This is a genomic window from Nocardioides sp. S5-5 (genome assembly GCF_054954065.1).
Genome location: NZ_CP199913.1, coordinates 1,370,253 through 1,394,253, shown reverse-complemented (window position 1 = coordinate 1,394,253; position 24,001 = coordinate 1,370,253). Strand labels below are relative to the sequence as shown.

23 protein-coding genes are annotated in these 24,001 nt (G+C 74.0%); 9 read left to right on the top strand and 14 right to left on the bottom strand.

What is annotated here, in order from left to right:
• Positions 1-18: 18 nt before the first annotated feature.
• A complete protein-coding gene (locus tag ACUP6Y_RS06620; RefSeq protein ID WP_462554921.1) occupies positions 19-1,473 on the bottom strand; it encodes an LCP family protein in 1,455 nt (484 codons plus the stop codon).
• Between the two features lie 237 nt (positions 1,474-1,710).
• A complete protein-coding gene (locus ACUP6Y_RS06615) occupies positions 1,711-2,661 on the bottom strand; it encodes a threonine ammonia-lyase (protein WP_462554920.1) in 951 nt (316 codons plus the stop codon).
• A gap of 87 nt (positions 2,662-2,748) precedes the next feature.
• Between ACUP6Y_RS06615 and ACUP6Y_RS06610 the strand changes: the two genes are divergently transcribed.
• Entirely contained in the window at positions 2,749-3,624 is an 876-nt protein-coding gene (locus tag ACUP6Y_RS06610) for a LysR family transcriptional regulator (protein WP_462554919.1), read from the top strand.
• Here the strand turns inward: ACUP6Y_RS06610 and ACUP6Y_RS06605 are convergent.
• Positions 3,614-4,120, bottom strand: a complete 507-nt coding sequence (locus ACUP6Y_RS06605; RefSeq protein WP_462554918.1) for an acyl-CoA thioesterase — start codon at positions 4,118-4,120, stop codon at positions 3,614-3,616. The two genes, ACUP6Y_RS06610 and ACUP6Y_RS06605, sit on opposite strands and share 11 nt — an antisense overlap.
• Before the next feature lie 23 nt (positions 4,121-4,143).
• Between ACUP6Y_RS06605 and ACUP6Y_RS06600 the strand changes: the two genes are divergently transcribed.
• Together ACUP6Y_RS06600 and ACUP6Y_RS06595 are read left to right on the top strand one after the other, a co-directional pair.
• Positions 4,144-5,295 (top strand): LCP family protein, encoded by a 1,152-nt coding sequence (locus ACUP6Y_RS06600; RefSeq protein WP_462554917.1) that lies wholly within the window; start codon positions 4,144-4,146, stop codon positions 5,293-5,295.
• 21 nt (positions 5,296-5,316) lie between these two features.
• The gene (locus tag ACUP6Y_RS06595; RefSeq protein WP_462554916.1) at positions 5,317-6,180 is read left to right on the top strand and encodes a crotonase/enoyl-CoA hydratase family protein; all 864 of its coding nucleotides are present in this window, start codon (positions 5,317-5,319) and stop codon (positions 6,178-6,180) included.
• Positions 6,181-6,189: 9 nt separating this feature from the next.
• Here the strand turns inward: ACUP6Y_RS06595 and ACUP6Y_RS06590 are convergent, their stop codons facing one another.
• Positions 6,190-6,333, bottom strand: a complete 144-nt coding sequence (locus ACUP6Y_RS06590; RefSeq protein WP_462554915.1) for a DUF1059 domain-containing protein — start codon at positions 6,331-6,333, stop codon at positions 6,190-6,192.
• Positions 6,334-6,426: 93 nt separating this feature from the next.
• Between ACUP6Y_RS06590 and ACUP6Y_RS06585 the strand changes: the two genes are divergently transcribed.
• Positions 6,427-7,731 (top strand): glycoside hydrolase family 6 protein, encoded by a 1,305-nt coding sequence (locus ACUP6Y_RS06585; RefSeq protein ID WP_462554913.1) that lies wholly within the window; start codon positions 6,427-6,429, stop codon positions 7,729-7,731.
• Positions 7,732-7,828: 97 nt separating this feature from the next.
• Here the strand turns inward: ACUP6Y_RS06585 and ACUP6Y_RS06580 are convergent, their stop codons facing one another.
• The 4 genes from ACUP6Y_RS06580 to ACUP6Y_RS06565 all read right to left on the bottom strand — a co-directional run bounded on the left by ACUP6Y_RS06580 (position 7,829) and on the right by ACUP6Y_RS06565 (position 11,134).
• Positions 7,829-8,392 carry an LPXTG cell wall anchor domain-containing protein gene (locus ACUP6Y_RS06580; protein ID WP_462554911.1) on the bottom strand — a complete coding sequence of 188 codons (564 nt, stop codon included), beginning with the start codon at positions 8,390-8,392 and terminating at the stop codon, positions 7,829-7,831.
• Positions 8,393-8,482: 90 nt separating this feature from the next.
• The gene (locus ACUP6Y_RS06575; RefSeq protein ID WP_462554910.1) at positions 8,483-9,253 is read right to left on the bottom strand and encodes a class E sortase; all 771 of its coding nucleotides are present in this window, start codon (positions 9,251-9,253) and stop codon (positions 8,483-8,485) included.
• A gap of 72 nt (positions 9,254-9,325) precedes the next feature.
• Positions 9,326-9,829 carry a hypothetical protein gene (locus ACUP6Y_RS06570; RefSeq protein ID WP_462554909.1) on the bottom strand — a complete coding sequence of 168 codons (504 nt, stop codon included), beginning with the start codon at positions 9,827-9,829 and terminating at the stop codon, positions 9,326-9,328.
• A 153-nt stretch (positions 9,830-9,982) separates the two neighbouring features.
• The gene (locus tag ACUP6Y_RS06565; protein ID WP_462556644.1) at positions 9,983-11,134 is read right to left on the bottom strand and encodes an acyl-CoA dehydrogenase family protein; all 1,152 of its coding nucleotides are present in this window, start codon (positions 11,132-11,134) and stop codon (positions 9,983-9,985) included.
• Between the two features lie 89 nt (positions 11,135-11,223).
• Here ACUP6Y_RS06565 and ACUP6Y_RS06560 point away from each other — a divergent pair, with 89 nt between their 5' ends.
• The gene (locus ACUP6Y_RS06560) at positions 11,224-11,928 is read left to right on the top strand and encodes a TetR/AcrR family transcriptional regulator (protein WP_462554908.1); all 705 of its coding nucleotides are present in this window, start codon (positions 11,224-11,226) and stop codon (positions 11,926-11,928) included.
• A complete protein-coding gene (locus ACUP6Y_RS06555) occupies positions 11,925-12,344 on the top strand; it encodes a CoA-binding protein (protein ID WP_462554907.1) in 420 nt (139 codons plus the stop codon). Before ACUP6Y_RS06560 ends, ACUP6Y_RS06555 begins: the two co-directional genes overlap by 4 nt.
• On the opposite strand, the gene purE is transcribed toward ACUP6Y_RS06555, so the two are convergent.
• The 6 genes from purE to ACUP6Y_RS06525 form a co-directional block, all read right to left on the bottom strand.
• Positions 12,338-12,826 carry a 5-(carboxyamino)imidazole ribonucleotide mutase gene (purE, locus tag ACUP6Y_RS06550; RefSeq protein ID WP_462554906.1) on the bottom strand — a complete coding sequence of 163 codons (489 nt, stop codon included), beginning with the start codon at positions 12,824-12,826 and terminating at the stop codon, positions 12,338-12,340. The two genes, ACUP6Y_RS06555 and purE, sit on opposite strands and share 7 nt — an antisense overlap.
• Positions 12,827-12,901: 75 nt before the next feature.
• Positions 12,902-14,080 carry a 5-(carboxyamino)imidazole ribonucleotide synthase gene (locus tag ACUP6Y_RS06545; protein ID WP_462554905.1) on the bottom strand — a complete coding sequence of 393 codons (1,179 nt, stop codon included), beginning with the start codon at positions 14,078-14,080 and terminating at the stop codon, positions 12,902-12,904.
• Between the two features lie 27 nt (positions 14,081-14,107).
• Positions 14,108-14,434, bottom strand: coding sequence for a winged helix-turn-helix domain-containing protein (locus ACUP6Y_RS06540; RefSeq protein WP_462554904.1), 327 nt, complete (start codon positions 14,432-14,434; stop codon positions 14,108-14,110).
• A 113-nt stretch (positions 14,435-14,547) separates the two neighbouring features.
• A complete protein-coding gene (locus ACUP6Y_RS06535; RefSeq protein ID WP_462554903.1) occupies positions 14,548-15,498 on the bottom strand; it encodes an adenylate/guanylate cyclase domain-containing protein in 951 nt (316 codons plus the stop codon).
• A complete protein-coding gene (locus ACUP6Y_RS06530; protein ID WP_462554902.1) occupies positions 15,491-16,009 on the bottom strand; it encodes a PH domain-containing protein in 519 nt (172 codons plus the stop codon). Before ACUP6Y_RS06530 ends, ACUP6Y_RS06535 begins: the two co-directional genes overlap by 8 nt.
• A gap of 35 nt (positions 16,010-16,044) precedes the next feature.
• On the bottom strand, positions 16,045-16,866 hold the full coding sequence (locus tag ACUP6Y_RS06525) for a biotin--[acetyl-CoA-carboxylase] ligase (RefSeq protein ID WP_462554901.1): 822 nt from the start codon (positions 16,864-16,866) through the stop codon (positions 16,045-16,047).
• A gap of 171 nt (positions 16,867-17,037) precedes the next feature.
• Here ACUP6Y_RS06525 and ACUP6Y_RS06520 point away from each other — a divergent pair, with 171 nt between their 5' ends.
• From ACUP6Y_RS06520 to ACUP6Y_RS06510, 3 genes are read left to right on the top strand one after another with little or no spacing between them, the layout of a single operon-like run.
• Complete coding sequence (locus ACUP6Y_RS06520; RefSeq protein ID WP_462554899.1) at positions 17,038-20,811, top strand: hypothetical protein; 3,774 nt, start codon at positions 17,038-17,040, stop codon at positions 20,809-20,811.
• Positions 20,808-23,297, top strand: a complete 2,490-nt coding sequence (locus ACUP6Y_RS06515; RefSeq protein ID WP_462554897.1) for a BTAD domain-containing putative transcriptional regulator — start codon at positions 20,808-20,810, stop codon at positions 23,295-23,297. The genes ACUP6Y_RS06520 and ACUP6Y_RS06515 overlap by 4 nt, the downstream gene beginning before the upstream one ends.
• Positions 23,294-23,989, top strand: a complete 696-nt coding sequence (locus ACUP6Y_RS06510) for a maleylpyruvate isomerase family mycothiol-dependent enzyme (protein WP_462554896.1) — start codon at positions 23,294-23,296, stop codon at positions 23,987-23,989. The genes ACUP6Y_RS06515 and ACUP6Y_RS06510 overlap by 4 nt, the downstream gene beginning before the upstream one ends.
• The last annotated feature ends 12 nt before the right edge of the window (positions 23,990-24,001 follow it).

Genomic DNA, 24,001 nt, shown 5'->3' with positions numbered 1-24,001 from the left:
AGGCGCCGTAGTCCGACCTCAGCAGGCCGCGGCGACGTCGTCGGTCTCGTTGGCCTGGTAGCCCTCGTTGCGCGAGCCGAGCGAGCCGCCCGTGACCGTGCCGGGCTGTTGGGCGGGCTGCTCGGTGGCCTGGTCGCCGCTCGGCGTACCCGAGTCCTTGGCCGGCGTCTTGGCCTTCTTGGCGGCCTTCGGGTCGCCCTCGGCGCGGTCGATGGCGGTGCGGATCATCTTCTGCACCAGGTCGATGTCGGGGGCGGCGGTGTTGATCCGTGGCGGGACGAGGGAGACCGAGGAGATCTTCTGGGTCCGCGCGCGCAGGGCGAGCTCCACGAAGTCGCTGAGCGCGCCGCCGGGGATGTCGGTCTGGATCATCGCGCTCGAGGCCTGGGCGATCTCCTGGAAGTTGGTCAGCGCCTGGGCAGGGCTGACCTGGGAGACGAGGGCGGAGAACACGCACTTCTGGCGGGCCATGCGCGAGTAGTCGTCGGATCCCTCGCGGGCCCGGGCGTACCAGAGCGCGTCGTGGCCGTTGAGCTTGCGCTTGCCGGGCTCGATGTAGCCGGTGACGTCCTTGCCGAGGCCACCGACGGGGATCCGCTGGCGCACGTTGAGGGTGACCCCGCCGAAGGCGTTGACCAGGCGCTCGAAGCCGCGCATGTTGACCATCACCCAGTAGTTGATGTCCAGGTCGGTGATGCCCTCGATGGCCGACACGGTGGCGTCGATCCCGGGGTTGGCGGAGTCCTTGAACAGATCGGTGTGGTCGCCGACCCAGGTGCTGACGCCGTTGAGGTAGCAGCCGTCGCAGTTGAAGCCCTTGGGGAACTGCTCGGCCATCACGCTGCCCTTGCGGAACGGGAAGTTCTGCATGTTGCGGGGCAGGCCGATCATCACGGTGCGGCCGGTGGTGGCGTCGACGGAGGCGACGGTCATCGAGTCGGTGCGCAGGCCCCAGCGGTCGTTGCCGGAGTCGCCGCCGATGAGCAGGATGTTGTAGCGGCCGTCGTGGGCGGCGCCGAGGTCGCCGTCGGCGAACGTGGTCAGCCACTCGCGTTGGGCGGCGGCGAGGTGGGCGCCGAAGAGCAGGGTGCCGGCGACCGAGAAGCACAGGATGCCGTTGACGCCGACGACGGCGCGGCGGTGCGGGAGGCGCAGGCTGAGCGGCTGCCCGATCCGCCAGGCGTCGACGAACAGCGCGGCCCAGCCGAGGGCGCCGAGGATGAGGTACAGCCGGATCACCAGCATCGTCGTCGGGCTGAACGCCAGCGAGAGCGCGAAGCCCTGGTCGTACCAGCTCCACACCCCGACGACGAGCAGGGTGCCGAGTGAGAACAGCCAGATCCGCAGCGCGAGCCTGCCGATCGCCCGGTTGCCGGCGACCAGCTGCGCCGAGCCGGGGACGACGAGCGTGAACGCCATCAGGGTCAGGGCCCGGCGGAACCGCACCCGGGCGGCGCGTTCGTCGACGGGCATCTGAGCCTGGATCCGCGGATGGCCGCCTACTGCGCGGCCCCGCAGCGGCGCGCTCGCTGCGTTGCGGCCGCTCGAAGGGCGATCCAGCACGTCGTCGCGGCCACGCCTTGCGATCGCACCCCTGCGGCGCCGCTCGCTACGGCGTCCATCCACGGATCCAGGCTGAGGCACCCGCCCAGTATCACCAGTCCCACACGCCACTCCGGTGACGACGCGCCGCGACCGGCCGGCCGGTCGTCAGGCGGCGGCGACCGCGCCGGCGAGTCGGGCGATCTCGTCGGCCGAGGCGTTGGCGCCGGTGCAGACCACCGCGACGCTCCCCGCGACCTCGGTGGCGACGGCGGCGGCCAGCGACGCGGCGCCGGCCCCCTCGGCGAGGGTGTGGGCGCAGGTGGCGAGCAGTCGGGCGGCCGCGTCGATCGCGTCGTCGTCGACCAGCACGAAGTCGTCGAGCCGCGCGCGCATAATCTCCTGGGTGCGCGGGTACCCGGTCGTCGTGGCCAGCCCGGCCGCCCGCGTGGTCGCCGGCGCTGCCTCGATCCGGCCGGTGCGCCACGAGTGCCACCCGGCGGGCGCGGCGGACGACTGGACGCCGACCACCCGGCACCCCGGCGCCAGCGCGTCGCGGACCAGGCAGGCGCCGGCGGCGCCGGTGCCGCTGCCGATCGGTACGAAGAGGGCGTCGAGATCGGGGGCCTGCCCGAACAGCTCGAGGTACGCCGTCGCGTGGCCCAGCACGATCCGCGGGTCGGTCGGGCACACGAACGAGGATCCGGTCTCGACCGCGCGGGCGCGGGCGTGCTCGGCCGCCTCGCCGAGGCTCGCGCCGACGAGGACCACCTCGGCGCCCAGCGCCCGGACCGCGTCGCGCTTGGCCGCGGGGGCGCCGACCGGCATCACGATCGTCGCGGGCACCCCGGCCAGCCGGGCGCCGTACGCCACCGACTGGGCGTGGTTGCCGGTCGAGCAGGTCACCAGGCCGTGCGCGCGCTCGGCGTCGGTCAGGGTCGCCGCGAGATGGACGCCGCCGCGGACCTTGAAGGCGCCGGTCGGCTGGACGTTCTCGTGCTTGACCAGGACCGGGCGGCCGAGGGCCTGGTCGAGCAGCGGGTGCGCCTGCAGCGGGGTGGGTGGCAGGTGGGCGCCGACGACCTCGGCGGCGGCGCGGACGTCGTCGAAGCTCAGCATGGGTCCATCGTCGGGGACCGGATACCCATCGGTCCAATAGTTCCTTTCGTCGGAATCGATCGATGACGTCGATATAGGATCGACGTCATGATCGACCTGCGCCGCCTGGAGGCCCTCGTCGCCGTCCACCGCACCGGCTCGGTGTCGGCGGCCGCCGCCCACCTGCACTACGGACAGCCCACGATCTCCCACCACCTGCGCCGCCTCGAGGCCGAGACCGGCGCCGTCCTGCTGCAGCGCGTCGGCCGGGGCGTGCGGCTCACCCCGGAGGGCGAGCGGCTGGCCCGCCGCGGCGAGGAGATCCTCGGCCTGCTCGCCCGCGCCGAGGCCGAGCTCGCCGCCGCGACCAGCCTCCAGTCCGGCCGGGTCCGGCTCGCCGCCTTCCCCTCGGGCGCCGCGACCCTGGTCCCCGACGCCCTGGCCCTGCTCGCCACCCGGCACCCCGGCATCCGGCTCGACCTGGTCGAGGCCGAGCCGCCCGAGGCCTACGAGCTGCTCCGCGCCGGGGAGATCGACCTCGCCCTCACCTTCGCCTACCCCGACCAGCCCGAGCCCGACCAGATCACCTCGGTGCCCGTCGTCGACGACCCCCTGCACCTGGTCACCCCGGCCGGGGCGGCGCCGCCCGCCGGCGCCGTCGACCTCGGCGCCTACGCGGAGACGGGCTGGATCACCGGCTGCGAGCGCTGCCGCCGCGAGCTGCTCAGCCTGTGCGCGGACGCCGGCTTCACCCCGGCGATCGCGTTCGCCAGCGACGACTACGTCGCCGTGCAGTCCCTGGTCGCCAGCGGGCTCGGCGTCACCGTGCTCCCCGGCCTGGCCCTGCGCGCGCACCAGCACCGCGACGTCGTACGACGCCCGCTGGCCGCGCACCGCCGGGTCCAGCTCTCGACGTACGGCGCTCCCCCGCGCCCCGCCGCGGTCGACGCCGTGGCCGCGGCGATCACCGAGGTCAGCGGCTGACCCGGACCGCCTCGATCTCCTGCCGGCGCGCGAGCCGGTGGGCGCGTCGGATCTCGGCCTCCCGCAGCCGCCGGTGGTCCTCCTCGGTCTCCGGCTCGAGCGCCGGCACCGGCCGACCGAGGCCCGCCCCGTCGACCGCGACGAACACGAAGTAGGCCGAGCCGACGTGCAGCACCTTGCCGGCCGCGTCCCAGGGCTCGGTCTCGATCCGCACGCCGATCTCCATCGAGGACCGGCCGACCCAGTTGATCCGGCCGAAGGTGCGAATGATGTCGCCCACCCGCACCGGCTCGAGGAAAGCCATCTCGTCGAGCGCCGCCGTGACGGCAGGCCCTCCGCTGTGCCGCTGCGCCACGACGCCCGCGGTCGAGTCGGCCAGCTTGACCACCTCGCCGCCGTGGATGTTGCCGAGCAGGTTGGCCTGCGCTCGCGAGGTCAGCGTGGCCAGCTCGATGCGGGAGTACGACGGCGTGCGTGCCGCGACGATTTCGCTCACGGCCTGACGGTAGCGTCATGGCCATGGCAGGGCGTGGCAACGGCACCGGGGACTCCGGCGACGACTTCGACTGGGTCTACGGCGCCGGCTCGTCCGACCCCGAGCCCACCCGGCGGATCCCGGTGCAGCAGCGCCCGGGCGCCACCCCGCCGCCCCCGCCGACGCGACTGCCCCCCGTCCAGCAGTACGGCGGCAGGCCCCCGTCGCCCCCGTCGCCCCGGGGACGCCGTCGCTGGTCCCGGCCGCGCACCTACGTCCGGCTGGTCCTGCTGCTGCTCGTGCTGTGGCTGGTCTTCCTGGTCGCCGTCCCGTTCATCGCGTGGAACAAGGTCGACAAGGTCGACTTCGAGCCCACCGCCGACCGCCCGGCGCAGCAGCCCGGCACGACGTACCTGCTGGTCGGCAGCGACTCGCGCGCCGGCCTCTCGCCCGAGGAGCGCAAGCGGCTCCACACCGGCGACGCCGCCTCCGAGCTGACCGACACCATCCTGCTGCTCCACACCGGCGCCGGCCCGACGACGCTGGTGTCGATCCCGCGCGACTCGCCGCTCGCCATCCCGGGCTTCGGGACCAGCAAGGTCAACTCGGCGTACGCCAAGGGCGGCACGCCACTGCTGGTCCAGACCCTCGAGCAGGCCACCGGGCTGCGGATCGACCAGTACGTCGAGATCGGGTTCGGCGGCCTGGTGGGCGTCGTCGACGCGGTCGGCGGGATCGAGATCTGCCCCAAGCAGCGGATCAAGGACAAGGACTCCGGCCTGAACGTGAGGAAGGGCTGCCAGGAGGTCGACGGCGCGACCGCGCTGGCCTACTCGCGGGCCCGCAAGTACAGCCCGATCTCCGACCTGGCCCGGGTGCAGCAGCAGCGCGAGGTGATCGCGGCGGTCGGCGACAAGGTGCTCTCGCCCTGGTCGGTGCTCAACCCGGTGCGCTGGTGGCAGCTCAACGGCGCCGTCCCGGACTTCTTCCGCTTCGGCCAGACGACCGGACCGGTCGCCGCCGGGAGGTGGGCGCTGGCGATGACCAAGGTGACGAAGTCGTGCACCGTCCCGCTCGCGCGGGCCGACACCACGTGGGACACCAAGCGCGCGCAGCAGCTCTTCGGCAAGATCGCCTCGGACCGGACCGACGAGATCACCGACGACCTCTGCACGGCCACCGGCCTCGCCCGCTGACCGCACCCCACCGGAGGACCCGTGTACGAGACCCTGACCTGGCACGTCGACGACGACGGCATCGCGACCCTGACCCTGCACCGGCCCGACGCGCTCAACGCGTTCGACCTGACCATGGCCCGCGAGCTGCTCCAGGTGTTCCTCACCGACGCCCGCGACGACGCCGTGCGCGCGGTCGTCGTCACCGGCTCGGGCCGCGCGTTCTGCGCCGGCATGGACCTGTCGGCCGACGGCAACGTCTTCGGCCTCGACGAGTCACTCTCCCCGACGCCCGAGGACTTCCGGGCGGCGTACGACGAGGCGCCCTACGCCGAGGGCGTGCGCGACACCGGCGGCAAGATCACCCTCGCGATCCACGCCCTGCCCAAGCCGGTCATCGCCGCGATCAACGGCCCCGCGGTCGGCATCGGCGCCACCATGACCCTGGCCATGGACCTGCGGCTGGCCTCGACGAAGGCCCGGATCGGGTTCGTCTTCGGGCGCCTCGGCATCGTGCCCGAGGCCTGCTCGTCGTGGTTCCTGCCGCGCATCGTCGGCATCCAGCAGGCCCTGGAGTGGGTCTACTCGGCCGACATCCTCACCGCCGAGCAGGCCCACGCGGGCCGGCTGGTGCGCAGCGTCCACGAGCCCGACGAGCTGCTGCCGGCGGCGTACGACCTGGCGCGGTCGTTCGTCAAGGACCGCTCCCCCGTCGCGCTGGGCCTGGCCAAGCAGCTGCTCTACCGCAACAGCGCGGCCGCCGACCCGCTCGAGGCGCACCTCACCGACTCGCTCGCCATGTTCTGGACCTCGATCGGCGACGGCAAGGAGGGTGTCGCGGCGTTCCTCGAGAAGCGCCCGCCGAGCTTCACCGGCAAGGCCTCCCAGCTGCCCAGGATCGTGTGAGCCGCCGGCTCACATCGCCATGAAGAGGATCTCCTCGCGGCTGTACTCCCGCCCCGGGTGCTCGGCCGCGAGGTGCTCCTGCACCTTCTCGACGAGCTCGTCGTCGGTGTCGGCGCGCAGGGTGGTGGCGCAGGGGCAGCGCAGTGTGGGCATCGGGACCTCCGGGGACGGCGGGCGGGAACGCGTTCCAGTCTATGACTCTGGCGACTTCGAGACGAGGGGCCGGTCGGGTTAGCCTCGACCGCGATGCGCCAGCCCGGAGCCCCCGTTCGCCGTACCCTCGCGACCCTGGTCGCCGTCCTCACGACCGTGGCGCTGGCCGGGTGCGACGAGCAGGCGCCGGGGCCCGCGGAGCCGGCGGCCGCCGTGCCGACCACGGCTCCGGCCACCACGGCCACCCCCGAGGCCGCCCCCGAGGCCGCCCCCGTGCCGCCCGCCGCCGAGCAGCCGAAGACGGCGATCCCCCACGTCCAGCGCACGCAGCGGCCCTACGTCAAGGACAAGGAGGTCTGGCAGAAGGCCCAGCCGGCCCACCTGCAGAACCTGAAGAACCCGCTCGCCGAGCGACGCTGGGGCGTCTACCAGGGCGACCTCGAGCAGACCTGGCGGGCCTACGAGTCGGCCGGCGGCGACGCGAGGCGGCTGCTCGGCAAGATCGCGCTGCGCCCCAAGTCGCTGTGGCTCGGCGACTGGAGCGGGTCGCCGGAGCAGATCGGCTCGGTCGTGCGGGAGTACGTCGAGAACGCCTCCGGCGGCGACCCGAAGGTGCTCGTCCAGCTCGCGATCTTCCGGATGGACCCCTGGGAGCACGCCGTGTGCGGCGGCCGCGCCCCCTCCGGCGGCGCCCAGGACGCCTATCGCCGCTGGATCGCCAACGCCGCCCGCGCCCTCGGCCGCCAGCACACCGCGATCATCCTGCAGCCCGACCTGCCGTTCTGGTGGTGCTCCAACCGCGCGGTGACCAGCTCGCTGATCACCTACGCGGTGCGGACCTTCTCGGCGCAGCCGAACACCAGCGTCTACCTCGACGCCGGCGCCGCCGACTGGAGCAGCACCCCGCAGGTCGGCGCCCCTCGCGCCTCCCAGGCCGCCGACCTGCTCCTCGCCAACGGCATCGCCGAGGCCCGCGGCTTCGCCCTCAACGCGACCCACTACGTCGGCACCGAGGAGTCCGTCGCGTACGGCGCCGAGCTGGTCCGGATCCTGCGCGAGCGCGGCGTCAAGGGCGTCCACTTCGTCGTCGACACCGCCCAGAACGGCAACGGCATGACCTGGCCCGAGGTCGAGGCCCAGGGCAGCCGGGTCAACGACAACGCCCGCGTCTGCGGCTCCGCCTCTGACCGTCGCGGCTGCGTCACCCTCGGCATCCCCCCGACCTCCCGTGTCGGCGACTCGCGCTGGGGCCTGTCCCCGGCGACCACGCGGGAGGCGAGGAGGTACGTCGACGGCTTCCTCTGGTTCGCCCGCCCCTGGCTGTTCATGCAGGCCAACTGGCGCGGTCCCGACCGGGCCCTCGGCATGGCCCGCAGCACGACCTGGTTCGCTCCGTAGAGCCGGCCCGCGCGGAGCGGTGACACGCCGCCACGAGCCCGAAAAGCAGCTCCGGCCGCCCCCGAGGGGACGGCCGGAGCGGGTGGTTCGTGGTACGTCAGGCGGCAGCGGTGGCGCGGCGACGGCCGTAGCCGACACCGCCGGCACCGACGGCGATCAGCCCGCCGCCGAGGACCAGCCAGAGCAGGTCCGGTCCACCGGTGTCGGGCAGCGCGCCGCTCTTGTCGCCACCGTCGACGGAGCCGATCCGGAAGCGCGCGGTGTCGGACGAGGGCAGGAACCGCGCCGTGTCGTCGGGCGACAGCGCCGCGCGGGCGAGGTAGGCGCCCTTGGGCAGGCGCGGGCCGGTGACCCGGATCGGCTTGTCGGTGAAGTGGACGGTGGTCGTGAACACCGGCTTGGCGACGAGGGCCCGGGCGCCGCGGGCGGCGGGACCGCTCGAGGAGACCGCCACCGCGATGTTGCCGGCGGGCGGCGTCGGGGACTCGGCGCTCGCGCTGACCTCCAGCACGATCGGCTCCCCCGGCTCGGCCGTGATGACCTGGATCCGGGTCACCGTCGGGATCTTGGGCGGATAGCCGTCGTCGGCACCCGCGGGCGCCGACGGCGCCACGGCGAATGCGGTGGCAAGCATGGCGAGCGCAGCCAGCTTCTTGAGCACGTGTCCTCCTTGAACTTCCCCATGCAGCGACCCGGCGTGTTCAAGGTGACGGGCAGTGCGTGGCCAGCCTAGTGCAAACGCCGCCCCGGGTCACCCGGCCGCCGCCTGCGACGTGGGCGCGCTCTCCACCAGGTGCCCGAACACGACCGAGCGGTTGTCGGTGTGGAAGATCTCCGAGCAGGTGAGCAGGGTGATCAGGTGGTCGCCCGCGTCGGCGGGCGGCTGGGTGCCGCCCTTCGGGTTCACCGGACTCGGGTCGAGGACCCAGGTCTGGGTGAACGGGATCACCAGGTCCTCGCCGCCGGTGTCAAGGACATAGGTGTACGTCGCGGCGCGGGTCTCGACGACCACCTCGTCGCCGGGCTCCAGCGACGGCAGGTCGGCGAACGGCTCGCCGTGGGTGACCCGGTGACCCGCCAGCACGTAGTTGCCGGCGGCACCCGCGTCGGCGGTGTCGGCCAGATGGCCCACGCCCGCGGCGAGCACCTCCCGGCTGGAGCCCTCGAGCACGGGGACCGCGTAGTCCTTGCCGAACTTGGAGATGTGCAAGATCGCCGTCGCGTTGCCGAAGTCCGTGCGGACGACGTCCTGGCCGTCGCCCCAGCCGGACTGGAGCGCACGCCGTACGTCGTCCTGGCGCTGGTGCGACTGCCAGTTGGTGCCCCAGAACTGCCACGCGACCCAGCCCAGCACGGCGAGGCCGGCGAGGATCAGGCCGCAGCCGGCCCAGAACGAGATCCGGCGGCCCGTCGAGACCGGGGCCCGGCCGGGGGGCGCGTCAGCGGGACGGGCCCGGCGCCGGCGCACCCGCTGGGGGGCGGCCTCGGCCTCGGTGCCGTCGGGCCGATCGGTCTGGGTCATGGGGGCTCCCTCCTCGCGGGGCCTGCCGCGCCGGATGGCCCCACCCCATCCAACGCGGTGCGGACCCGCGTGTCACGTCCGGCGGCCCCGCTCCACGAGCCCGCCGCCGGCCGCGACCAGTCCGATGCCGGCGAGGAGGAGCCCCAGACGCGGGCCACCGGTGTCGGGCAGCCCGCCCGCGCCCCCGCCGGCCCGCTCGGCGCCCACCTCGAAGCGCACGCTGTCGCGGCATCCGGAGAGGTTCTTCGTGTCGTCCGGCACGAAGCGGGCGGTGGCCTGGTGGGAGCCGCGGCTCAGCCGCGGGCCCTGGACGTCGACGGCGAGGCCGTCGTAGCGCACCGACCTCTCGACGTCGCCGTCGACGCCGACCCTCACGGTTCCGACCGGCTGCACGCCGGCGGCGGTGACCCGGACCCGCAGGACGACGCGGTCGCCCACGACGGTGGCCGGCACGCTCACCCGGCACGACGCCGGCACGGCCGGGGGGTAGGGGTCCGCGGACGCGGCGCTCCCCAGGCCGAGCAGGAACGCGAGCGGTGCCGCGAGGGCACCACCCAGGACTAGGTAGCGACGCATCGGACCTCATCTCTCCCGAGAAGATGACTGGGATGCCCGCCCGCCACCCCACGGGCGAACCTTGATCACCCAACCCCTGAGCGTGAGATTCGTTACGCCGATCCGCTGACTTTTCGCTCGCACCCGACCTCGGCGCCGGGTCGGTGCCGGGACTCAGAGCTCGCTCTGCACCCCGGCGAGGAGCTGGCGGGCCATCACGATCCGCTGCACCTGGTTGGTGCCCTCGTAGATCTGGGTGATCTTGGCGTCGCGCATCATCCGCTCGACCGGGTAGTCGCGGGTGTAGCCGTAGCCGCCGAGCACCTGCACCGCGTTGGTGGTGACCTCCATGGCGACGTCGGAGGCGAAGCACTTGGCCGCGGCACCGAAGAAGGTGAGGTCGCTGTCGCCGCGCTCGGAGCGGCCGGCGGCGGCGTAGGTGAGCTGGCGGGCGGCCTCGACCTTCATGCCCATGTCGGCGAGCAGGAACTGCAGGCCCTGGAAGTCGGCGATCGCCTTGCCGAACTGCTGGCGCTCCTGGGCGTAGCCGAGCGCGTAGTCGAGCGCGCCCTGGGCGACGCCGACGGCCTGCGCGGCGATGGTGATCCGGGTGTGGTCGAGGGTCTTCATGGCGTACTCGAAGCCCTTGCCCTCCTCACCGACGATCCGGTCGCCGGGGATCCGGACGTTGTCGAAGTAGACCTCGCGGGTGGGCGAGCCCTTGATGCCGAGCTTCTTCTCAGGAGCACCGAAGGAGACGCCGGCGTCGCCCTTCTCGACGACGAAGGCGGAGATCCCCTTCGTGCGGGCGTCGGGGTCGGTGGTGGCGAGCACGGTGTAGAACTCCGACTCCCCCGCATTGGAGATCCAGCGCTTGGTGCCGTTGAGGACCCAGCCGTCGCCGTCGCGCACGGCGCGGGTCCTCTGGTTGGCGGCGTCCGAGCCGGCGTCGGGCTCGGAGAGGCAGTACGAGAAGCCCTCGCCGGCGGCCAGCCGGCCGAGGTACTTCTTCTTGAGGTCCTCCGAGCCGCCGATCATGACCGGCAGCGAGCCGAGCTTGTTGACCGCGGGGATCAGCGAGGCCGACACGTCGGCGCGGGCGATCTCCTCGATGACCAGCACGGTCGCGAGGGCGTCGGCCCCGGCGCCGCCGTACGCCTCGGGGACGTGGGGCGCGTGGAAGTCGGCGGCCAGGAGGGCCTCGGCGGCCTCGCGCGGGTAGCGGGCCTGCTCGTCGACGTCGGCCGCGAAGGGAGCGACCTTGGCGTCGCAGACCGCGCGCACGGCCTCGCGGATGGCCTGGTGCTCCTCGGACAGGGCGTACATCGGGTAGTCGCTCACGACGGTTCTCCTGGTCTCGTTGATACTCAGTATCGTACTAGTGAGACTGCGTCCCGTCGAGTTAGGGTCAGGCCGTGCCCGCCACTCCCCGCGACCGCCTGATCGCCGCCGCCTTCGAGCTCTTCGCCGGCCAGGGGTACGACGCCACCACCGTCGACGAGATCGCCGCCCGGGCCGGCACCGGACGGAGCACCTTCTTCCGCCACTTCCCCACCAAGGACGACGTGGTGCTGCCCGACCACGACGCGCTGCTGCGCCGGGTCGACGAGCGGCTCGCCACCGCCTCGACGGCCGGCCGCGAGGTCGCGCTGCGCGAGGCGGCGGCCGTCGTGCTCGCCCACTACCTCGCCGAGGGCGAGACCGCCCGCACCCGCTACCGCCTGGCGAACTCGGTGCCGACGGTCCGGGACCGGGAGATCGCGAGCGTCCAGCGCTACGTGCGGCTGTTCGGCAAGCACGTCCACCGCTGGCTCGACGCCGAGCCCGACGGCCCGCTGCGGGCCGAGCTGGTCGCCTCGTCCGTCGTGATCGCCCACAACCACGTGCTCCGGCAGTGGCTGCGCGGCGAGGTCGACGACGCCGCCACCACCCGGGCCCTCGTCGACCGGGCCCTCGACCACGCGCTCGCCGTGCTCCGCGGACCGGCCGCCGAGGGCGCGCCCACGATCGTGATCACGGGCAGCGACCGCGACGTCGAGCAGGTCGTGCGGGAGGTCCGCGACGCCCTCGCGCCCCGGGCCGGGAAGAACCCGGGCACGACGGACCTTGGGTCTGCATGACCACCGTCTCGCACCTCGACCCCGCGGCCATCGACCGGATGCTCGACGACGCCACCACCTGGGCGGTCGTCGGCCTGTCCGGCAACCCGGACCGGACGGCGTACCGGATCGCCGAGCTGCTGCAGTCGCGCGGCAAGCGGATCGTGCCGATCCATCCCTCGGCGCCGGTCGTGCTCGGCGAGCAGGGCTACGCGACGCTCGCGGACGTGCCGTTCCCGATCGACGTCGTCGACGTCTTCCGCCGCTCCGAGGACGCCGGACGGTTCGCCGACGAGGCGGTCGCGGTCGGCGCCGGCGGCGTGTGGTTCCAGCTCGGCGTCGTCGACCAGGCCGCCTTCGAGCGGACCCGGGCGGCCGGCGTACCGATGGTCATGGACACCTGTCCGGCCATCGAGTGGCGCAAGCGCGCTCACTGATCCCGGACGACGGCGCCCTTCGCCTCGGCGACGGCCTTCAGCTCGGCCTGGAAGTCGGTCATCTGCCGTTGCAGGGCCGGGTCGGTCGCCGCCAGGATGCGGACGGCGAGCAGGCCGGCGTTGCGCGCACCCCCGATCGCGACCGTGGCCACCGGCACGCCCGCGGGCATCTGCACGATGGACAGCAGCGAGTCCATGCCGTCGAGGTACTTCAGCGGCACCGGCACGCCGATCACCGGCAGCGGCGTCACCGCGGCGAGCATGCCGGGCAGGTGGGCCGCGCCGCCGGCACCGGCGATGATCACCGACAGCCCGCGCCCGGACGCCTCCTGGCCGTAGGCCAGCATCTCGGCGGGCATCCGGTGCGCGGAGACGACGTCGGCCTCGTAGGCGATCCCGAACTCGCGCAGCGCCTCGGCTGCCGCCTTCATCACCGGCCAGTCGGAGTCCGAGCCCATCACGATGCCCACGCGCGCAGTCATGGCCGCGAGGCTACCCACCCCGGACTCGGTTCTCGACAGCACCGGGTGCTCTGGCGGCGTCGGGGCGGCTGGGCCCTACTCGCTCTCGTTCCCCAGGTCACCGCGGAACCACGCCGCGGCATGCCGGCCCCGCTCGAGGCAGTCCTCGAGGTCGTCGCCGTAGACGTTGACGTGCCCGACCTTGCGGCCGGGCCGCAGGTCCTTGCCGTACAGATGCACCCGCAGCCGCGGGTCGCGGGCGAGGGCGTGGGGGTAGCCGTCGTAGAGGCGGCCGACGTCGGGGTTCTCGCCGCCGAGGATGTTGACCATCACGGTCCAGCGGGCGCGCGGGGCCGGTGAGCCGAGGGGCAGGTCGAGGGCGGCGCGCAGGTGGTTCTCGAACTGGCTGGTGACCGCGCCGTCCTGGGTCCAGTGGCCGGTGTTGTGGGGGCGCATCGCCAGCTCGTTGATGTAGACGACCGGACGGCCGGCGGCGTCGAGCGCCTCGAACAGCTCGACGGCGAGGATGCCGGTGACGTCGAGCTCGCCGGCGATCCGCAGCGCGAGCTCCTGGGCCGAGGTGGCGAGCGCGGGGTCGAGGTCGGGCGCCGGGGCGATCACCTCGCGGCACACGCCGTCGACCTGGAGCGTCGCGACCACCGGGTACGCCGCCGCCTGGCCGCTCGGGGCGCGGGCGACGAGGGCGGAGAGCTCGCGGCGGAAGTCGACGAGCTCCTCGGCCAGCAGCCGGACCCCGGTCTCTCCGGCGGCGGCCAGCGGCTCGGCCGCGTCGGCGAGGGTCCGGACCACCCAGACCCCCTTGCCGTCGTACCCGTCGCGCGCGACCTTGAGGACGCACGGCAGGCCGAAGGCCTCGACGTCGGCCTCGGAGGCGACGACGGCCCAGCGCGGCTGGGGCGCGTCGAGGCGGGCCATCGCCTCGCGCATCACGATCTTGTCCTGGGCGTGGACCAGGGCCTCGGGGCCGGGGTGGGCGATCACGCCGTCGGCGGCGAGCGCGCGCAGGTGCTCGGTCGGGACGTGCTCGTGGTCGAAGGTGAGGACCGAGCAGCCCTCGGTGACGGCGCGCAGCGTGGCCAGGTCGCGGTAGTCGCCGACCATCTGGTCGGGGATCACCTGGGCGGCGGAGACGCCCTCGGCCTCGGCGAGCAGGCGGAGCGGCACGCCGAGGGCGAGGGCCGGCTGGGCCATCATCCGGGCGAGCTGACCGCCACCGATCACGGCGATCCGGGGCGCGGGTTCGGTCGTCGGCACGGCCGAACCCTACGCACTGCGCGCGTCCTACGCCGAACTGGTGGCGTCGGCCGCCACGCCGAGCTCGAAGCGCAGGCCCTGGCCGCGGATGGTGGTGATCAGGCGGGGCTGCCGGGTGTCGTCGCCGAGCTTGCGGCGCACCCATCCGAGGTGGACGTCGATGGTCTTCGACGACGTCCAGAAGGTCACGCCCCACACCTCGCGCATCAGCTCCTCGCGGCTGACCACCGACCCGGCGCGCGCGATGAGCGCATGCACCAGGTCGAACTCCTTGCGCGACAACAGGATCTCGCGGTCCCCACGCCACGTTCGCCGGGTCGACGGGTCGACCCGGACGTCCTGCACTTCGATCACAGGGGACAAGGTAAGGAGCGCACGGCCTTCCCGGACACGAAACGGAAACAATTTTGCCTTGAGAAGGCGTGGCAAAACCGTCCCTGACCTGCGGATTCAGGGGTCGGCCGAGGTCAGGCCCGCCTGACGGCAACAGGTTCCACGACGCCGAAGCCGCGCACCGGCCGCGCCGGCAGCGGACGCGACTCGACCTGGTCGGAGGGCAGCAGATCGGCGGTGGCGTGGTCGACGATGATCCGGTTGCGCCGGGCCACCTGGGTCAGCCGGGCGGCCAGGTTGACCGGCGGTCCGAAGACGTCGCCCATCCGCAGCACGACACCGCCGGTGGCCAGGCCGACGCGTACGTCGGGCATCCGCGGGTCGCGGCCGATGACGTTGATGATCCCCTCGGCAGTGGTGAACGCGGCCATCGGGTCGTCGTTCACGTACAGCACCGCATCGCCCATGCTCTTGATCAGCCGGCCCTGCTCGCGCGCGATCACGTCGCCGCAACGGGCCTCGAAGACCTCGACCAGCTCGCCGATCCGCTCGCGGGAGGCCTCGTTGGACAGAGCGGTGAAGCCGACGATGTCGGCGAAGCCGACGCTCAGGTCGGTGGTGTGCGGGTCGTCGTCGAGGGCGCGGACCGCCTCCATCCGCGCGATGGCGGCGGCGAGGTGGCGGCGCCACGCGTACACGAGGAGATCCTCGAAGCGCCCGCCCAGCCGGGAGGTGACCCAGGCGCCGGGGTCCTCGGCGTCCTGGGGCGCGGCGTCCGCGACGTGCTGCACCAGCTCGCCGACCTCCCAGTCGGCCAGCCGGGCCATGGTGATGCCGATGCCGCGGGTGACGTTCAGCGCCACCTCGGGTACGACGACCCCGTCGCCGGGTCCCTGCCCGAGGATCCGCATCGCGGCGACGTCGGCCTGGGTGTAGGCCCGCTCCTCGCCGTGCTCGGCGAAGCCGAGGGTGCGAAACAGGCGGCGGGTGAGGTCGAGCGAGAGGCCCGCCTGCTCGGCCACCTCGGCCGCGGTGAGCTGGGGCGCGTCCCCCAGGGAGGTCCGCTCGGGACCGCCGTCAGACACCTTCGTCCCGGCGAGAGGGTCCGCTGTGCAGCTCGTGGAGCAGCTCGTTGAGCTGGCGCTGGGTGGCCTCGACGTGGGGGATGTCGTTGAGGCGCACGGTGCCGAAGGTCGAGGCGTCGGAGATCAGCAGGCTGCCGCAGCCGAACGGCCGGTCGATGAGGTTGATCTCCATCGCGATGTCGCTGACCCGGGCCAGTGGGATGTCGTGGCCGCGCCGGGTGATGATCCCGTTGCGGGTGATCAGCCGGCGGTCGGTGAAGGCATGCACCGTGGTCAGCCAGTCCAGGAACGGGCGCAGCGAGAACCACAGGATCCCGATCGCGACGAGCACCCACACGATGAGGGTGAGCACCCGCTGGAACCCGGTGCCGTCGAGCAGCACCTGCACGGCGACGCCGATCGCGAGCAGCACGACGAGAGCCAGGATCGGCCCGAACAGCGCCTTGGGGTGCTGGCGGGTGCTGATGATCAGGCGCTCACCGGGGTTGAGCAGCTTCTTCGAGATGGCCACGGTCAGATCATCCCATCAACGAGGGCGTTTGGTGCTCAGCTCGGCCGGACGTGGATGACGTCGCCCGCGCCGACCCGCTCGGTCCCGTCGGCCGTGGTGACCACCAGCCGGCCGTCGTCGTCGATGTCGGTGGCGCGGCCGAGCAGCTCACCGCCGCCCGGAAGCTCGACTCGCACGTCGCGACCGAGGGTCGCGCAGTGGGAGCGGTACGACGTGGCGAGGCGCGCGGTGCCCTGCTCGCCGCCGGTCTGCCACACGTCGTACCCCTCGCGGACGGCGGCCACTACGCCGAGCAGGACGGAGGTGCGGTCGGGGGCGTCCGGGCCGGCGACGGCGAGGCTGGTCGCGGTGGGGACGGGGAGCTCCTCGGCGCTCATCGCGACGTTGATGCCGACGCCGACGATCGCGGCCGGTCCGGTGGGCGTCTCGACCCGCTCGACGAGGATGCCCGCCACCTTGCGGTCGCCGTCGAGGAGGACGTCGTTGGGCCACTTCACCTTGGCGTCGTAGCCGAGCGCGGTGAGCGCCTTCGCGACGTTGTGGCCCACGAGCAGCGGCAGCCACGGCCACGAGGCCGGCGGCACCGTCGGGCGCAGCACCAGCGAGAACGTGACGGCGGTCCCCGGCGGGGTCTGCCAGGTGCGGTCGAGGCGACCGCGTCCCGACGACTGGTGGTCGGCGACCACCACGAGCCCCTCGTGCGCGCCGGCACGGGCGCGCTCGGCGGCGACCTCGTTGGTCGACGGCGCCTGCGCGAGCAGCTCGAAGGAGAGGTCGGGGGTCAGGTCGGACGCGCCCGCGAGACGGTCGCCGTCGAGCGGTCCACGGGTGGGGGTCGGAGTGGAGCCGGAAGTCACGGGCTCTACCTTGGCGCAGCCGGCGCCGTGAGGAAACCCCGGGGCCGCGCACCCGGCGACCCGGCGCGCCGCTCAGGCCGGCCCTGTCAGCGATCTGTCAGCGCGTCATCAGCCCCGCTCGCGACCATCGTCGCGCCGACTCGACCGCCGACCTCCGTGAAGGAGCCCTCGATGCCCTCTGCCGCCCTGACCGAGCTCAGGAGCCGTGCGACAGCGCTGATCACCGCCGTGACCGGCCTGGCCCTGGCGCTGAGCGTCCTCGTCCTCGCCCCGCCGGCGCCGGCCCGGGCCGCCGAGACGATCACCGTCTCCGGACCGGCCCTGCACGAGGCGCTGTTCGTCGCCGGCGACGCCGACCGGCTCGGCTCCGACCCGAGCGCGGCCTTCCTGGAGAAGGTGCTGCAGCACATGTACCGGGTGCGGCCCGGCCTGCCGCCCCAGGAGGCCGTCGCCGAGATCACCCGGCTGCAGGCGGCGGTGGACGTCGCCCCGAGCCCGCCGGCGGGCCGGGGCAGGGCCGACACGCGAGGCATCGCGCCCCAGGTGATCTTCCGCGCCCAGTACTGGATCGAGAACGGCGGCGTCGGCCTCTACAAGGAGGCCGCGAAGGCGGCCACCAAGGGGGTCACCCGACGCGCGGTGCGCGCGGTCGCCAAGGAGGTGCTCGCCGACCGCGGCGACGGCGCGGGATCGCTGTCCCTGACCGCGACCCAGGACTCGTGGGAGGCTCGCGGGTTCCTTCCGCTGTCCGCCGACCTGGTCGGCGTGGACACGGTGCGGCAGGCCCGGAGCAACCCCGCCTTCGGCGCGGCCCGCGACGGCCTGTGGCAGGACCAGACCGGACAGTCGGCGACGGCCACCATCACGCAGCGGCTGGACGACCCCGACCTGGCCGACGCCGACGAGCTGACCTCGCGGATCGACGGCGAGACCCTCACCATCTCCCCCGGCGACGCCGAGGCGGCCGTCGACAAGGCCCTCAACGGCACCGACACCGACGGCGACGGCAGGCCGGACACCGGCGTGGCCGGCGCCCGGGGCACGACGCTGGACGCGATCGCCACGATCGGCGCCAAGGAGGAGGAGGTCGCCTCCGCCGCCACCGCCGCGGAGAAGAAGCAGCGGGAGGACGAGCTCAAGGCGCTCAAGAAGAGCCTCGACGAGACGCTCGAGAGCGCCCAGAAGATCGTCAAGCAGGCCAAGGCCATGACGAACCTGGCCGTCCGGATCATCGAGACCTTCAGCCCCGCCACGGCCGAGGCCATCGAGGAGTTCGCCGACGTCGCCTTCCCGCTCGCGGAGAAGGTCCTCGGGCTCGCCGGCAATGTCGTCAACGGCGTCATGAACGTGATCACCGGCAACTGGATCGCGGCGGCCGGCGACGCCGTGTCCCTGCTGACCGGGCTCGGCTCGCTGTTCTTCGGCGAGAGCGCGACCGAGCCCAAGCCGGACCCGGTCAAGGAGGCGCTGGACGGGATCAAGGAGGACATCGCCGAGCTGCGCGCCGAGATGCACGAGCGGTTCGACCGGATCGACGCCGGGCTCAACCAGATCTTCACCACGATGGTCGAGGGACTGGGCGAGGTGCAGAGCCGGATCGACGCCGTCAACGCCAACGTCAGCGACGTGATGAGCTCCCTGCTGCTGGCCCAGACGGCGCTCAACCGGATCGAGGCGCGGGTCTACCAGGGCTTCCGCACCATCGAGGGCCGGTCGCTGAACGAGGAGCTCAACTTCGTGCTCGGCTACCGCGAGCGCACCGGCGTCCCGATCGACCAGCAGCAGTTCGAGCGCAGCGCGTCGTACTTCTACACCTGGGCGACCAGCCACGCCCTCGACGAGGTCGCCCTCGTCAGCCACGACCGCGGCTTCGACGACGCCGCCCTCGCCGCCGAGCTCGCCCACCCCCTCGATAGCAATGTCGACTACCTGCGCCGCTTCCCGAGCGAGCGCCTCGGCCTGCCGGCCCTGGGCAACACCAAGATCGCCAACCCGCGGGACTGGGCCGTCGCCGCCCGAGCCCTGGAGCAGCTGATGCTGGAGAACCCGGGCTACGTCAACGACACCACGATGAGCCGGCTCAACGAGGTGCGCGCTGTCGGCGACCGGATCCGCGCCACCTTGTCGAAGATCGTCGCCGCCGACGCTCCCGCCGGCTCCGACGGCACCGGCAGCCGCCTCTTCGACAAGCTCCTCGCGCTCTACCTCGATCGCTGGGACACGGTCGACGCCGAGGTCGGCGCCGTGATCGCCTCGTACCTCGCCACGCTGCCGGCCGGGATCGACCCCTGGCAGGGTCCGGACCAGTCGATCGCCTACCCGAACCCGATCACGCAGACCAACACCGCCGCCCGCTGCACGAACAAGCAGCGGCTCGACCTCGGCACCGGCACCGTCGACCCGCTGCCCGCGGCCGTGAAGGTCGCCCTGGCGCTCGGACTGGGCTCGGTGGCCCTGTGCGCCGACGGCTCCTGGACCGGCCACACGACCCGCAACACGATTCGCAACATCCCGTCCGGGACCGTGACCGGGAAGGTCTACGAGGCCCGGTGGCGCTACCAGCTGACCTGGAGCTTCCTCAGCAACCGGACCAGCGGCATCACCGCCTTCACGTCGGCGACCAGCACCGACTCCCGGGCTGTCGAGCTGTGCCGGGAGGAGTTCTGGCCCGACGGCTCCGAGACGACCACCTGCGAGAACGCAACGGAGACCCGTGAACAGCGCGACGCGCGGCTGGCCGCCGAGCGGCTGGCGGAGCGCTGGCCGGCCATCCGCGACGGCATCCCCTGGAGCGCCAACCCGACCGGTCGGGCAGCCATCTCGAGCGAGGCCCAGGCCGCCCTCGTGGCCAGGCAGCAGGAGGCCTACGCCCGGGTGTACGCCGCCCACCAGGGCAGCGCGCAGGCTCCCCACCCGCCGCTGAAGCGGGCCGCCGAGGCGCTCGTCCCCGCCAAGCGGCTCCTGGCCCTCTACCTGGAGGCCGGCGCGCCCGCCGACCTGGCCGCCGACGGCGAGCTGCGCGGCCTGCTCCACGGCACTCGGGGCATCCCCGACCCCAGCCGGACCGTGCGGGTGGACGGTCAGGACGTCTCCGAGCTGGCCCTGCCGTGGCTGGAGGCCTCGACGACACCTCCCGCCACGAACCTGCGCGGCATCGTCCACGACCGGGCCGGCGAGCAGGTCGACCGGCTCGAGACCGTGCTGCGCGACCACATCCGGGGCACCGCGACGGAGCCGGTGCCGCCGTACGAGGCCCGGGTCGCGGGGCTGATCCAGGGCACCGCCGACCGGCTCGAGCTCGCCGCGTGGGTGCTGCGCGGGCCCGGCCCGGTGGTCACGCTCACCGAGGTTCCCGACTCGACCGCCGATCCGCGGCCGACGTTCGGCTACGCCGCCGGGGAGGAGGCCTCCTACCAGTGCCGGATCTACCGGCAGGCCGCCAACCCGCCGGCCTTCGCGCCCTGCTCGGACACGACGACGCACCGCCCCGCGACCGCGCTGGCGCCCGGCGCCTACGTCTTCGAGGTGCGCGCGAGCGACGACGCCCACAACCTGGGCGAGAGCGCGACCTGCGTCTTCGAGATCACCGACGGCGCCGCGCCCGACCCCGGTACGCCGGGCCCGGGGGCCGGTCCGGGATCGGGCGATCCGGGTCTGCTCGCCTTCGTGCTGTCCGGGAAGCCGAGGCTGAGGGCGAAGGGCGGCAAGGCGGCGGTCGGTCGCCGGCTCATGGTGGCGAGGGTCGTCTGGTCACCGGCGCCGGTCACGGTGCGCTACCAGTGGCTGCGCAACGGCAAGGTGATCAAGGGCAAGGCCGCCACCAAGCCCGGCTACCGGATCCGGGCCGCGGACCGCGGCAGGAGGATCAAGGTCCGGATCACGCTGGTCCGCCCCGGCTACGCGAGCACGACCCTGACGACGAAGGCGGTGCGTGTGCGGCGGTGAGCCCACGGCCGCGCACCGCCCGGCAGCCCCTCCCCGCGCGGGCGCAGCCGGTGCCGGGCAAGATGGCTCCGGTGCGGGTGACGGTGCTGGGGGCGGTGAGCGTACTCGACGCGAGCGCGGCGGCCCCGTCGGGCGAGATCGCCCGGCGGGTGCTCGCCGTGCTCGCGGCCGAGGCCAACCGGCCGGTGCTGCCCGCCCGGCTGGCCGACCTGGTGTGGCCGCGCGGCGAGCGCCCTCACGAGAACCGCCTGCAGGCGCACGTCTCGCGGTGGCGCAAGGCGCTGGGCCGGCATCGCATCGGCTACGGCGCCGCCGGCTACACCCTGCACCTCACCGCCGACGAGCTCGACGCCCTCGAGTTCGAGGGCCGGGCGGCAGCCGCGAGGGCGGCCCGGGCCCGCGGGGACCTCGGCGCCGGCATCGACCTCGCCCAGCACGCCCTCGGCCTGTGGCGGGGTCCGGCCTTCGCCGACCTGGCCGACGACGACTGCGTCCGCGACCGGCAAGGCGAGCTGGAGGCGGCTCGCGACCAGGTCCGGCTCGACCTGCTGGAGATGCTGTGCGAGAGCGGCGCCTACGACCGCGTCGTCCCGGAGGCGGCCCTCGCCCTGCAGTCGGACCCGTGGAACGAGTCGGTGCATCGGGCCCTCGCCCGCGCGCACTACGGACGGGGTGACCAGGTCGCCGCCCTCGCAGTCCTGGCCGACCTCGAGACCCGGCTGCGCGGCGACCTCGGACTCGACCTGGGCCCGGCATCGCAGCTGCTGCGGGGCCGGATCCTGCGGCACGAGCCGGTCGCCGAGCGAGCCCCGGGGCCGGCGCCCGTCGCCGCGTCGACCGGCCCCGGCACCGGGTGGGCCGACCGGCTCGCCGCCCTGCCGCTGCCGACGCAGCACGCGGTCCGCGCGGCCGCACTGGCCGGCGCCGCCTGGGACACCGCCCAGATCGCCCAGGTGCTCGGCATCGACGGTCCCTCGCTGGCCGACGCGCTGGCTCCCGCCCTGGCCGCCGGCATCGCGGTCCGCGGCGAGGACGGCGTGCGGTTCGCCGATCCCGGCGTACGCGAGCAGGTCACGGCGTTGATCCCGCCCGCGGAGGCGCTGCGCCTGCACCGCGGGCTCGGCGAGAGCCTGTGGCGACGGGGCGGCGAGCCCGCCCTGGCCCGGCGGGCCGCCGATCATCTCGCGGCGGCGGCGGCGCTCGACGTACCGACGGCGCTGCTGGCCGTCGACCTGGACCAGGAGCTCGCCCGGACGGCGATGGCCCAGGCCCAGTACGCCGACGCGGTGCGCCATGCCCGGCGCGCCCTGGTCAGCGCCGCGAATCTCACCGGTGACGACGCCGCGCGGGTCGACCGGGCGCGTCTGTGGCTCACGTTGGGCGAGGCCCTGCAGTGCGCGGGCGACGTCGACGCGGCGCTGGCCGCGCACGAGGCCGCGGCACAGATGCCGGAGGCCGGTGCGCAGATCAGGATCAGCGGTGCGCTGGGCTATGAGGAGTGCTCACTGCGGGCGCGGCGGCCCCGCACCGGCGCCCGGGATCCGTCGGTCCGGCTGCTGACGCGTGCCCTGGGCGACGCCGACGACGACCATCCCCGGCGGGTCGAGCTGCTCGCGTCGCTGGCGCAGGCGCTGTCGTTCTCCGGTCTGGGCGAACGGGCCACCCGCATGGTGGGCGACGCCGTGGCCGGCGCGCGCCGCGCCGCCGACCCGGAGACGCTCGCCCGCACCCTGCTGCGCGGCGTGGCCGTCCACGACCCGGTGAGCGGCGCCGCGACCCGGTTCGAGCTGGCCCGGGAGGCGGCCGCGGTGGCGCGCGCGGCCGAGGCCGACGAGCTGGAGCTCGATGCACTCGCGGCCTGGGTGCCCGAGCTGATGCGGCACGACCGGCTGGCCGAGGCCGAGGAGGTCGCCGCCCGGGTCGAGCACCTGAGCGAGACCCAGGGCAACCTGCTGCACCCGCACCAGGTGCCGATGTGGCGCGCGGCCCTCGCGCTGGCCGCCGGGCGTCACGACGAGGCGGAGGTGCTGATCGACGACTTCCGCATCGCCGGCGAGCGGGCCGGCTACGCCGACACCGCGCGCATCCACGGCTTCCAGTCGGTCCTGCTCGCGCTCGGGCGCCGTACGCCGGACCGGGCGGCGGCCGTGCTCGCCCGCTTCGACCACGACCGGGGGTTCGAGCCGTGGCGGGCCACGGCCCTCGCGGTCGCTCACGCCCGGGAAGACCGCGCGGCGGCGGTCCGGATCCTCGGGCCCTGGTCCGCCCGGCGCTTCGCCCTGGCCCGTCCCTTCGCCGGCATCCGGACCTTCTGCGCCTGCCTGGTCGCCGAGGCCGTGGCGGAGTACGGCGACGAGGCCGCCCGGACCCGGCTGGCCGCACTGATCCGCCCGGGCGTCGGGCAGCGCCAGGTTCTCGGGGCAGGCGCCGCGGTGCTCGGCGACGCGAGCGAGGCGCTGAGCCTGCTCGAGGCGGTGCCGTCGTGACGCCCGGCGCGGCGCTCCGCACGGCGAGCGCGGCCTACCGGCGCTTCGCCGACCGCTGCCGCGGGGCGGAGCCCACGTTGCCCACCCGGCTGAGTGGATGGACGGTCGCCGACCTCGTCGAGCATGTCACCTGGGCCGCTGCCATGGAGGCGGCGGCGATCCGCTCGGCCGCCGGTCTGCCGGCCACGGCCCCGAGCCACCCGACGCTTCCCCAGGCGATCACGGCCTTCGAGCGGGCCGCGGACCTCCGGCTCGCCCCGTCCACGGCCGTCGTCCTGCCCGCCGGGAGCGTGCCCCTGACCTACGCCGCACCCCTGTTCGCCTTCGAGGCGGCGCTGCACGCAGCCGATCTCGAGCACGCCCTGTCGGGGGAGGATCGACCGCTGAGCGCCGCGGAGCTGGGGGCCTGCTCGATCGTCGTCGGCCCCATGCTCGACCTGCTGGCCTCGAGCGTCCCCGACGGGGAGGTCGTCATCGACCTCGTCGGCCTCGGCGACGGCATCCGGCTGAGCGCCGAGGGCGGCGGCTGGCGCCGGAGCGAGCCGGACGGCCGGGCGGCCACGACGACGCTGACCGGCCGCCCGCACGACGTGGTGCTGTTCGCCTCGGGCAGGGTCGACGCGACCCGGCTCCAGGTCCGGGGCGAGGCCGAGCACGCCGAGCGGTTCAAGACGTACTTCCCCGGCCCCTGAGTGACGAGAATG

Coding starts and splice junctions, on each gene's coding strand:
- ACUP6Y_RS06620 (WP_462554921.1), bottom strand. CDS start 1,473: ATGCCCGTCGACGAACGCGCCGCCCGGGTGCGGTTCCGCCGGGCCCTG.
- ACUP6Y_RS06615 (WP_462554920.1), bottom strand. CDS start 2,661: ATGCTGAGCTTCGACGACGTCCGCGCCGCCGCCGAGGTCGTCGGCGCC.
- ACUP6Y_RS06610 (WP_462554919.1), top strand. CDS start 2,749: ATGATCGACCTGCGCCGCCTGGAGGCCCTCGTCGCCGTCCACCGCACC.
- ACUP6Y_RS06600 (WP_462554917.1), top strand. CDS start 4,144: ATGGCAGGGCGTGGCAACGGCACCGGGGACTCCGGCGACGACTTCGAC.
- ACUP6Y_RS06590 (WP_462554915.1), bottom strand. CDS start 6,333: ATGCCCACACTGCGCTGCCCCTGCGCCACCACCCTGCGCGCCGACACC.
- ACUP6Y_RS06585 (WP_462554913.1), top strand. CDS start 6,427: ATGCGCCAGCCCGGAGCCCCCGTTCGCCGTACCCTCGCGACCCTGGTC.
- ACUP6Y_RS06575 (WP_462554910.1), bottom strand. CDS start 9,253: ATGACCCAGACCGATCGGCCCGACGGCACCGAGGCCGAGGCCGCCCCC.
- ACUP6Y_RS06570 (WP_462554909.1), bottom strand. CDS start 9,829: ATGCGTCGCTACCTAGTCCTGGGTGGTGCCCTCGCGGCACCGCTCGCG.
- ACUP6Y_RS06565 (WP_462556644.1), bottom strand. CDS start 11,134: ATGTACGCCCTGTCCGAGGAGCACCAGGCCATCCGCGAGGCCGTGCGC.
- ACUP6Y_RS06555 (WP_462554907.1), top strand. CDS start 11,925: ATGACCACCGTCTCGCACCTCGACCCCGCGGCCATCGACCGGATGCTC.
- purE (WP_462554906.1), bottom strand. CDS start 12,826: ATGACTGCGCGCGTGGGCATCGTGATGGGCTCGGACTCCGACTGGCCG.
- ACUP6Y_RS06520 (WP_462554899.1), top strand. CDS start 17,038: ATGCCCTCTGCCGCCCTGACCGAGCTCAGGAGCCGTGCGACAGCGCTG.